We start from the raw sequence: 9,636 nt of genomic DNA, 5'->3' as shown, positions 1-9,636 counted from the left end.
TGCGCGCGGTGATTCCCGCCATCGTCGGCCAGTCGATCGGCCTCTTTAAAGACACCTCGCTGGTGGCCATCGTCGGCCTCACCGACTTTTTCAAGGTCTCGGACCTGGTCGCCAACCAGCCCACCTCGCTGATGGTGCCGGGCGGCATCCGCATGGAGCTCTCGCTCTTTTTGTGCGTGGTCTACTTTTTCTTCTGCTACCGCATGAGCGTGGCCAGCCGCCAGCTCGAGCGCCAGCTGGGCGTGGGAACAAGGTAGTGGGGACAAGGTAGTGGGGCCAAGGTAAGATAAGGGATGGTCATGAACGCGAGCACAGAGCCGGCCGTGGTCCGGGCCGATGCCCCGCCGGGCGGCGACCGGGTCATCGAGGTCGAAGGTTTAAACAAGTGGTACGGCGACTTTCACGCGCTTAAAGACATCAATGCCTCGGTCAACAAGGGCGAGGTGGTGGTCGTCATCGGCCCCTCGGGCTCGGGCAAGTCCACCCTGATCCGCTGCATCAACCGGCTCGAGGAGCACCAGGAGGGCAAGATCGTCGTCGACGGCATCGAACTGACCGACGACGTGCGCAACATCGACAGGGTCCGCCGCGAGACGGGCATGGTTTTTCAGGCTTTCAACCTCTTCCCGCACCTGACGGTCCTGGAGAACATCACCCTGGCGCCCATCCGGGTGCGCAAGTGGCGCAAGTCCAAGGCCGAGGAGCGCGCGGGGTACTTTCTGGGCAAGGTCGGCATCCCCGAGCAGGCTCACAAGTACCCGGGCCAGCTCTCGGGCGGCCAGCAGCAGCGCGTGGCGATCGCCCGGGCGCTCACCATGGAGCCCAAGGTGATGCTCTTCGACGAGCCCACCTCGGCCTTGGACCCCGAGGTGATCGGCGAGGTCTTGGAGGTGATGGTCAACCTGGCCCAAGAGGGCATGACCATGATGGTGGTCACCCACGAGATGGGCTTCGCCCGGCAGGTCGGCGACCGCGTCATCTTCATGGACCAGGGCCAGATCGTCGAGGTGGGCACGCCCGAGCACTTTTTTCAGAACCCTACCGAAGAGCGCACCAAGGCGTTTCTCTCGAAGATCCTCTAGCGAGGAGAAACGCGAGGGGCAGATGAAGCTCTCCGACATCATTCGGGCGATGGTGGCGAGCCGGGTTTCCGATGAACAATAGGTTCCTTTGAAAATGGCTCGCATTTTCATCCATCGTGGTGCCGCTGACAAGCGGCATGGGCGATTACTCCCAAGCGACCTGTCTCTCGATCAAGAGATTCAATCATCCAGGTAGGAAAGTCGACATTTACGCACTTGGTGGCTCTGGATGAACGTCTGGCTTGGGTGAGATCAAGGTCCTTGGTGAGGTCCTCGCCTCGTTCAAATTTCCGATCAAAACTCTTTGCTTTCATACAGCGCAACCTCCTCTGCTCTAGATCGGCGAACAGAGATAATCCGGATAATTGTCCCGCGATAGGTAACTAGCGGACCAGATCCCGTCTCCGATCTTTCCGATGACGAGAAGCCTCGGCTCGTCTTCAGTACGCTAACCCTTCTTGTACATCTCGAGCGGCCCACCGCTCAGCTCGCCCCAGCTGACCTGTTCGTCTAAGCTGATCACCTTGGGCGGGCAGGAGACGGCGCAGGCGTTGCAGCCCATGCAGGCCGAGGGCTCGAGCTTGAGGACCGCGCCCGAGCCCTCGGTGGGCGGCTCGAACTCGCGGCTAAAGGCCTTGGTCGGGCAGACGTTGGTGCAGACCGGGCACATGATGCAGCCCTCGGCCACCCGCGGCAGGACCCAGGGAACGGTGGTGTCCGCCTCGGGCTTCGCCATGGCGATGAGCCGGTAGTGTTTTTGCATCTCGCTGGGCAGGTGCTTTTCGGTGGGGTCGCCGGGGTCCAAGGGCGCCAAGACGTCGGCGGCGGTGTGTTGTAGGCTGCGCCAGCCGCCGTGCATGAGCTCGCGGCGGCTCAGCTTGTTGGGGTTGTCGGTGGCGTCCAGAGTGTCTAGCTCGAGCACCTCCAGCCTCAGCTCGCGGCCGCTCAGCTCGGCCAGGGCCCGCGCTTCGCCGGCCAGGGCCTCGAGCGCCTCCGGCACCGCGCTGGAACCGATCTTGCAGCCCTCGCAATCTCCGCGCGCGAGCGTCACCTTGCCGTCCTTGTCGGCGAGGCGCAGGAGGTCCGAGGAGGTCAGGCGGGTGTGGCACTGCACGCTCTGGGCGCCGCCCCCTACCTGCGAGCACTTGAGCGGCATGCCGGCGGCAAAGGAGGTCGAGCTCTCGAGCGCCTCGCTGGGACAGATCTGGACGCAGAGGCCGCAGCCCGTGCAGTCGATCTCGTCTATTTCGACGCGGGAGCGGATGCGGATGGCGTCGTGCGGGCAGACGTCCCTGCACTTCGTGCAGCCGCCCACCTGGCGCTTGACCACCAGACAGTGCTCCGCCTTGTACTGCGGCTGGATGTCGGTGGCCTTGATGATGTAACCGAGAAGTTTATCCCACATAGCTAAAAGGCCCCAGTGGACCTAAGCTCAGCTTAGGCCCTGGGGCCTTTTAGCTCAGCTTAGGTCCAGGTGACAAGCTGCCAGGCCTAAACGCTCACCGCCTCGAGCTTGCTGCTTGCTGCTAGCTGACGGCGGACGGCTGACAGCCCCTCGTCAAAGCCGGTCTCCGCTAGAAAGAGGTCGAAGGTGTCGAAGTCGATCTGCTGCTTGTTATCGGACAGCGCCACCGCCGGATTGGGGTGGACCTCGACCATGACGCCGTCGGCGCCGATCGCTAAGCCCGCCCGGGCGAGCGGCACCAAGAGGTCGCGGCGGCCGCCCGAGTGGGTCACGTCCACGAAGACGGGCAGGTGGGTCTCCAACTTGGCGAGCGCCACCGCCGAGATGTCCAGGGTGTTGCGGGTGTAGTTCTCATAGGTGCGGATGCCGCGCTCGCAGAGGATCACGCTTTCGTTGCCCTCGCTCAAGAGGTATTCGGCCGCCATCACCCACTCCTCGATGGTGGCGCTCAAGCCGCGCTTTAGCAGCACCGGCTTGCCGCTGCGCCCCACGGCGCGCAAGAGGGTGAAGTTGTGCATGTTGCGGGCGCCGATCTGCAAGACGTCGGCGTACTCGACGAAGAGCTCCAAGTCGCGCCGGTCCATGATCTCGCTGATGAACTTGAGGCCGTGACGGTCGCAGGCCTTGCGGCCGAGCCTGAGCCCCGCCTCACCCAGGCCCTGAAAGGAGTAAGGGTCGGTGCGGGGCTTGAAGGCGCCGCCCCGGAAGAACTTGACGCCCCGGCTCGCCACGAAAGCAGCCGTGGTCTCGACCTGCTCCCAGGTCTCGATCGAGCAGGGCCCCGCCACCAGGATCTGCTCGCCATCGCCGACAGCCAACTCGCCCACCCTGACGACGGTGTTTTCCTGGTGCGTCTTGCGCGAGGTCAGGTAGTTGACCTTGTCGGCCTGCTGCTCGAGCTGCATGCTGGCCTGAAAGATGTTTTTGAAGAGGCTCTTGATGACCCCGTCGGAAAAGGGCCCCCTGTTGGCGGCCGTGAGCGCCTCGAGCATGGTGTTTTCGCGGACCGGGTCGTAGTGCGAGAGGCCGAGGGCGGTCTGGACCTCACCGATGGCCTCGGCCGCGCGGGCCCGCTCCGAGAGGAGGTCCAGAATCTGCAGGTTGAGTTCGTCAATGCGGTTGCGTAAGCTCTGTATCTTCTCGTCCATGATCTCGTTTCTGTGACAGCCTGACGATCACGATACTCAGTTCATAGAGTAAGACGATCGGTATAGCCAAGAGCGCGAAATTGAAGGGGTCGCCGGTAGGGCTCAAACCCGCCGCCGCCACCAGGCCGATGATGATGGCGGTCTTGCGGTAATGAATGAGAAAGCGCGCCCGCAACAAGCCCAGCCTTGCCAACAGAAAGCTCAAGATGGGCATCTCGAAGAGGATGCCGAAGAGCGCCATATACATGATGACCTTGGATATATAGTCGCCGATGGACAAGACGGCCCCGACCTGATCGCCCAAAAACCCCAGGAGAATGGGCACGGCGACCGGCAGGACGACGTAGCGGGCAAAGACCACGCCCAAGGCAAAGGCCACGGCGGTCAGAAAGATAAAGGGAACGGACCAGCGGCGCTCCTCGTCGTAGAGGCCGGGACTGATAAAACCCCAGACCTGCGCGCCGATGACAGGTGAGGCCAAGACCAGGCCGAAAAAGGCCGCGATCTGCATCGAAGCGATAAAGGGCTCGAGCAGGCCGAAGAAGTTGAGCGTGAGGTTGGCAGGCAGAGGCTGTTGCAGCCAGGCGAGCAGATCAAAACGAAAGACAAAAGCGATACCGGTGCCCACTACCCAGGCGGCGATGGCGATAAAGAGCCGGTTGCGCAACTCCTCGAGGTGATCAAGAAGGGTCATGAGGCAGCCTTGGTCATAGCCTGATTATGAGATCTACAGCCATGCAATCCATACCCATACCATCTAGAGATACAGCTTCAAGGACAGCGCTTTGAGAACGGCGCTTCGAGGACGGCTGTTGCCGTTCAAAGCCGCTCGGTCACAGCCGCTCGGTTCAAAGCCGCTCAGGTATTGTCGACCTTGACCTTCTCGACGTGGCGGTCTGCGTTCACGGTGGGGTTCACCGGCGGCTTGGTGACGGTGCTGACCTTCTCATGCCGCTCCTCGTCGATGTCCGCCTCGATGTCGTTCTTCATGTCCTTGATGCCCTTGCGGAACTCGCGGACCGACTGGCCGACGTTCTTGGCGAGCTCGGGCAGGCGCTTGGGGCCAAAGAGGAGCAAAACGACAACCAGGATGATCAAAATCTCCCAGATGCCAAAGGGTCCGATACGCATCATCTACCTCCAGGGTTGATATTAGGATTCATATAAGGCCATGTTAGCACGCTTGGGCGGGTGAAATCTTCTGTCAACTTGCATTTGGGTTTTGCGGTTGGGGTTTGGAGAAAGAAGAGCCAGTACCGGCCTGGGCCGGTACTGGCGCAAAGGGCTACAGTCCGAGCAGGGTGGCGAAGTCGTCCTCGAGACCCGCTGGAATGCTGATGCCGTCGGGGAAGAAGCCGCCCGAGGCGGTGTCGACGCCCAGGTAGACGATATTGGCGACTTGGCGCGGGGTGCGCGGAATGGTGATGCTGTTCTGATCGCCCGGCACGATGTTGGCGCCCAGGCCGTCGGGCCCCTCGTGTGCCAGCGACTCGGGGAAGTTGGGGTTGCCGACGACGCCCTGGTCGTTGTCCACCCCGGGGTTGAGCGAGTCGCGCGCGTTCGAGATGGCGTTTACGATGGACCAGGTGTCAAGGCCGCCGAAGAAGTCGGCCCTGCGCATGTCCGCGGCGTAGAGCTGAGTGCGGATGGAGCCCGAGTGGTAGGCCTCGACCGCCAGGATGCCCGCTGCCGCCCTCAAGAAGGCCGGGTCGGTGATGAACTCCGCGGCGCCGTGGTAGGCGCTCACGCCGACGTCTTCGAAGATGAAGGCGCCGTGCAGGAAGAAGGGGTCGTTGGCGAAGGGGTTGAAGTCGGCGGGCGTGAAGTCGGCGGGGAGGCCGAGGGCGCTGGGGTCGGTGACGCCCGCAAAGGCGACGCTCGCGGCCGCTTCAAAGGAGTCGGCCAGGTTGATGACCGGGCGCTCCGCGACGGGCGCGCCCGCCCCTTGCAGGGCGTTGCGCAGAAAGACGACGTGGTTGAGTTCGTCGTCCGCGAGCTCCTGGGCGTATTCCGCGATCGGGTTGTCGATGGGGCCTACCGCGGGGTAGAGGCTCGAGCCGGGGCTGGGGTCATAACCGGCGGGCAGGACAATGTCCGCGTCGCCACCGGGAAGTTCGCTCAGGCGACCGACAACGGCCAGATAGAAGGCGGCCTCTAGGTACTCGAGGTTGAGGGCGAAGTTGAGAATCGCGGCGTCCAGGTTGGCCGCACCGTTGCCGTTGCCGTTGTCCGGCGGCGGGGTGATGCCGCGAGGGCCACATGCCGTCAGCACGGCACCGGCGCCCACGACGCCCAGATTTCTGAGTAGCTTGCGGCGGTCCACCCGTGCGCTGAGTGTCTTCTTGAAGTCCATGCTGTCTACCTCCGGCTTTGGCTCGAGTGGCCCGTTTCCAAAGCGCAATGAAATGGATTTTGGTCCCTGTTGTAACGGGCTTCGCGTTTCTACTATGCCAATCTGTTCACTGTCCGATTGTAAGCTGTAGGCATTTTCTCAGCCTTTTGCCATATAAGCGAACAAATGCACAGCTTCTCCGGCCACTCACCTATCCTTACACGGGCGGGCTTGGCTTGGATGTTCGCGTATCGTATGGGAATGGGTGGACGTGCAAGGATGTGCGGAGCTTGAGGGCACCTGCTCGCCTGGGGTCGAGGGCTCGAGCGGATATCAACTTGAACCCAAGTCGCTCGGCGCCTACGGCGTTAGTATCCAAAAAACCCATGGCCGTGGCCAGCCGCCGCGTGGCCACAGCCGCACACCGAAAGGAGCAAGTATGGACGTGATTTCAAAAGACATCCTCGAGATGCTCGCCGCGAAACCCCAAGAGGGACCTTGCGTCTCCATCTACCTGCCCACCCACCCGAGGGGCGAGGACGCCGAGCAGGACCCCATCCGCCTCAAGAACCTGCTCACGGACGCCGACAACCAGCTCTCGGAGCAGGGCCTGAGACGTGACGATATAGACGCTATCTTGGAGCCCGCTCGCGCGCTGCTGCGCGACAACATCGCGTTCTGGCAGCACCAGGGCGACGGCCTGGCGCTCTTTCTGGCGCCGGGGACCTTCCACCTCTACCGCCTGCCGGTCTCCTTCGACGAGTTCTCCGTGGTCACCGACCGCTTTCACCTCAAGCCGCTCCTGCAACTCCTGGCCAACGACGGGCGGTACTACATCCTGGCCCTGAGCCAAAACGAGCTGCGGCTCTTGCAGGCCACCCGCCACACGGTCACCGAGGTCGAGCTCGACAACGTCCCCGAGAGCTTGGCCGACGCGCTCAAGTACGACGACCCCGAAAAGCAGCTCCAGCACCACACCAGCGGCATGGCCGGCGGTGGCGGCAACCCTCGCCAGGGCGGCCGCGGCCCCGCCATCTTCCACGGCCACGGCCCGGAGGAGAGCAAGAAGACCGACATCCTGCGCTACTTCCAGCAGATCGACCGGGGGCTGATGGAGCACCTGAAGGACAAGCGCGCGCCGATGGTGATCGCCGGGGTGGACTACCTGCACCCCATCTACCGCGAGGCCAACTCGTACGGGCACCTGCTCGAGGAGGGCGCGCACGGCAACCCCGACGGCTGGCGCATGGGCGAGCTGCGTGAAAAGGCCTGGGAGGTCGTCGAGCCCCACTTCAAGCGGGCGCACGAGGAGGCGATGGCCAGGTTCGGCCAGCTCGCCGGGACCGGCCAGGCCTCGAGGACCCTCAGGGAGATCGTGCCCGCGGCGGGCCAGGGTAGGGTGGACACCCTCTTCGTGCAGCTCGGCGTGCGCAGGTGGGGCGTGGCCGACCCCGCTCAGAACGAGGTCACCGTCCATGACGAGCGGCAGCCGGGCGACCAGGACCTGCTCGACTTCGCCGCGGTGCAGACGCTGCTGAACGGCGGCACGGTCTACGCCGTGCAGCCCGACGAGATTCCCGACGGCGCGCCGATCGCGGCGGTGTTTCGGTATTAGCTGCCGCCGGGTCCAACGAGAACCGACCCAAGAGAAGCAGGGGTGGGAGCGTGCTCCCACCCCTGCTTCTCATTGGTGCCATGGGAACTCCGGTATCCGCACCAGGGAGGGTCGCGGCTCGAGGGTCTCGTAGGCCTCTGCCGCAAAAGGCCTGCGCCTACGGGCGTGGCCGAGTCTGAGGATACCATAGCAGGCGCATGAAAAATGTGAATAAACATGGACCATTCACAAAGCAAGTAGTATGAAAAACATGAGAAAGTTAAACAGCTCTGGCCATACCCAGGCTGCGAAAATTTGGATGTTGTGTACTAAACAGGGAAATAGCGAAAAGTACACAGCTTGACAATCTTCATGTTAGAGGCTATATTGAGCATGGCATCGAGAAGTTCAGACGACAGAAGTTCAGACGACATTGTAATATAATTGTAACGTATGCCCAATTTATATACAAAGGAGTATCCAGATGCAACGAGCTAAATGGCTAATCCTGTTGGTGCTGTCGGCGTTTATCCTAGCGGCCTGTTCGCAGACCGCGCCCTTCGGCGACGGAGACATCGACGCGCTCAATAAAGGTAAAGGCAAGGGTCCAAAGCACATCATCGAGGAGCCGGTGGTCGAGACCGTGCCCGACTGCGTGGCGCTCTACGCCAGCGACGGCGCGCAGGCGACGATGACCAACGCCGTCGTCGATCCCACACTCGACTACGGCAGCGTCGGCACCCTGATCCTGTCGTTCAACTTCGAGGACGCCCTGGCTCCCGCCGCCGACTTCGTCTCGAACACCCTGGGCATCAAGCGCGGCGACGGCCTCGGCGTTTTCGAGAACCTGCCGATGCTGGCAATCTCTACGCTGATCACCCCCGAACTCGTCACCACGCTGAAGAGCAACCTGCAGGACTACGGCCTGCTGTCGATCTACCAGGACCGCCCCCTCGAGTACTTCCTGAGCGAGTCGAGCGACTTTATCGGCGCTCCGCAGGCGAGGGAGGCCTTTGGTGTGACCGGCAAGGGCGTCGGCGTGGCCGTGCTCGACTCGGGCGTCGATCAGCTCCAGGGCGACTTCGACAACGTGACGCGCAACGTCAAGATCATCGCCTCGATCGTCAACATCGGCGTGGGCGGCTACTTCACCGTCGACACCGTCAACTCCGATACCACCTCGGGCCACGGCACCCACGTCGCCGGCACCGTGGGCGGTACCGGCGCGATGTCGGACGGCCGCTACGTCGGCATGGCGCCGGAGGCCAACCTGGTCGGCATCGGCGCGGGCGACGCGATCTTCATCCTCTACGCCCTGCAGGGCTTCGACTTCGCCATGAACCCCGACGTGCGCGAGGCCAACAACGTCCGCATCATCACCAACTCCTGGGGCTCGTCGGGCCGCTTCGCGCCCTTCCACCCCATCTCCATCGCCACCAAGCGCGCCTACGACTTGGGCATGATCGTCAACTTCGCCGCCGGCAACGCCGGTCCCGAGCAGGACACCTTGAACCCCTACAGCGCCAGCCCCTGCGCCCTGTCGACCGCCGCCGGCGACAAGGACGGCAAGCTGGTGGACTTCTCCTCGCGCGGCATCCCCGGCGACGCCTTCCACCACCCCGACATCACCGCCCCCGGCCGCTTCATCATCGCGGCGCGCGCCACCACCGGCGCGGTGACGCCGCCCTGGAGCGGCGATCTCGAGTACGGCGCCTTCTACAGCCGCATCTCGGGCACTTCGATGGCCACCCCGCACGTTTCGGGCGTTATAGCCCTCATGCTCGAGGCCAACCCGGCGCTTGACTTAGATAGCACGCTCGAGATTCTCTCCAGCACCGCTCGTCCGATGTTCGTCAATGGTCGCCAGTACGAGGACTGGGAGGTGGGTGCGGGCTATATCGACGCCTACGCCGCCGTCAAGGCCGCCGCCGAGACGGCAGGCAGCCGCGTCGTCGTGGATACGGAAGCACTCGACAGTTGGGAAGGCGTGGTCGGTCCCGCCGTCTCCTTGATTG

At 63.2% G+C, this 9,636-nt stretch carries 10 protein-coding genes and 1 pseudogene; 4 read left to right on the top strand and 7 right to left on the bottom strand.

Features of this window, described 5'->3' with window-relative positions:
• The coding region (locus M3498_03650) for an amino acid ABC transporter permease (protein MDQ3458390.1) at nucleotides 1-257 on the top strand (257 nt) is incomplete at its 5' end.
• Nucleotides 258-299: 42 nt separating this feature from the next.
• Nucleotides 300-1,082, top strand: coding sequence for an amino acid ABC transporter ATP-binding protein (locus M3498_03645; GenBank protein ID MDQ3458389.1), 783 nt, complete (start codon nucleotides 300-302; stop codon nucleotides 1,080-1,082).
• A 107-nt stretch (nucleotides 1,083-1,189) separates the two neighbouring features.
• Here M3498_03645 and M3498_03640 read toward each other — a convergent pair whose 3' ends face one another.
• The 7 genes and pseudogenes from M3498_03640 to M3498_03610 form a co-directional block, all read right to left on the bottom strand.
• Entirely contained in the window at nucleotides 1,190-1,396 is a 207-nt protein-coding gene (locus tag M3498_03640) for a CopG family transcriptional regulator (protein MDQ3458388.1), read from the bottom strand.
• Nucleotides 1,377-1,530 (bottom strand): annotated as a pseudogene (locus M3498_03635) (BrnT family toxin). Before M3498_03635 ends, M3498_03640 begins: the two are co-directional and overlap by 20 nt.
• Nucleotides 1,531-2,487 (bottom strand): 4Fe-4S dicluster domain-containing protein, encoded by a 957-nt coding sequence (locus M3498_03630; GenBank protein ID MDQ3458387.1) that lies wholly within the window; start codon nucleotides 2,485-2,487, stop codon nucleotides 1,531-1,533. It abuts the pseudogene before it with no gap.
• A gap of 86 nt (nucleotides 2,488-2,573) precedes the next feature.
• Nucleotides 2,574-3,695, bottom strand: a complete 1,122-nt coding sequence (locus tag M3498_03625; protein ID MDQ3458386.1) for a bifunctional 3-deoxy-7-phosphoheptulonate synthase/chorismate mutase — start codon at nucleotides 3,693-3,695, stop codon at nucleotides 2,574-2,576.
• The gene (tatC, locus tag M3498_03620; protein MDQ3458385.1) at nucleotides 3,658-4,389 is read right to left on the bottom strand and encodes a twin-arginine translocase subunit TatC; all 732 of its coding nucleotides are present in this window, start codon (nucleotides 4,387-4,389) and stop codon (nucleotides 3,658-3,660) included. The genes M3498_03625 and tatC overlap by 38 nt, the downstream gene beginning before the upstream one ends.
• Nucleotides 4,390-4,553: 164 nt before the next feature.
• Complete coding sequence (locus M3498_03615) at nucleotides 4,554-4,829, bottom strand: twin-arginine translocase TatA/TatE family subunit (GenBank protein ID MDQ3458384.1); 276 nt, start codon at nucleotides 4,827-4,829, stop codon at nucleotides 4,554-4,556.
• 151 nt (nucleotides 4,830-4,980) lie between these two features.
• Nucleotides 4,981-6,048, bottom strand: coding sequence for a ferritin-like domain-containing protein (locus M3498_03610; GenBank protein MDQ3458383.1), 1,068 nt, complete (start codon nucleotides 6,046-6,048; stop codon nucleotides 4,981-4,983).
• Between the two features lie 418 nt (nucleotides 6,049-6,466).
• Between M3498_03610 and M3498_03605 the strand changes: the two genes are divergently transcribed.
• Together M3498_03605 and M3498_03600 are read left to right on the top strand one after the other, a co-directional pair.
• Nucleotides 6,467-7,642 carry a hypothetical protein gene (locus tag M3498_03605; GenBank protein ID MDQ3458382.1) on the top strand — a complete coding sequence of 392 codons (1,176 nt, stop codon included), beginning with the start codon at nucleotides 6,467-6,469 and terminating at the stop codon, nucleotides 7,640-7,642.
• A gap of 463 nt (nucleotides 7,643-8,105) precedes the next feature.
• The coding region (locus tag M3498_03600) for a S8 family serine peptidase (protein ID MDQ3458381.1) at nucleotides 8,106-9,636 on the top strand (1,531 nt) is incomplete at its 3' end.

The organism is Deinococcota bacterium (assembly GCA_030858465.1).
Lineage (GTDB): Bacteria > Deinococcota > Deinococci > Deinococcales > Trueperaceae > JALZLY01.
This window is presented reverse-complemented; position numbering and strand designations above follow the sequence as displayed.

What these genes read in the sequence shown, in the direction of transcription:
- M3498_03645 (MDQ3458389.1), top strand. Translation starts at nt 300, where the DNA reads ATGAACGCGAGCACAGAGCCGGCCGTGGTCCGGGCCGATGCCCCGCCG.
- M3498_03640 (MDQ3458388.1), bottom strand. Translation starts at nt 1,396, where the DNA reads ATGAAAGCAAAGAGTTTTGATCGGAAATTTGAACGAGGCGAGGACCTC.
- M3498_03630 (MDQ3458387.1), bottom strand. Translation starts at nt 2,487, where the DNA reads ATGTGGGATAAACTTCTCGGTTACATCATCAAGGCCACCGACATCCAG.
- M3498_03625 (MDQ3458386.1), bottom strand. Translation starts at nt 3,695, where the DNA reads ATGGACGAGAAGATACAGAGCTTACGCAACCGCATTGACGAACTCAAC.
- tatC (MDQ3458385.1), bottom strand. Translation starts at nt 4,389, where the DNA reads ATGACCCTTCTTGATCACCTCGAGGAGTTGCGCAACCGGCTCTTTATC.
- M3498_03615 (MDQ3458384.1), bottom strand. Translation starts at nt 4,829, where the DNA reads ATGATGCGTATCGGACCCTTTGGCATCTGGGAGATTTTGATCATCCTG.
- M3498_03610 (MDQ3458383.1), bottom strand. Translation starts at nt 6,048, where the DNA reads ATGGACTTCAAGAAGACACTCAGCGCACGGGTGGACCGCCGCAAGCTA.
- M3498_03605 (MDQ3458382.1), top strand. Translation starts at nt 6,467, where the DNA reads ATGGACGTGATTTCAAAAGACATCCTCGAGATGCTCGCCGCGAAACCC.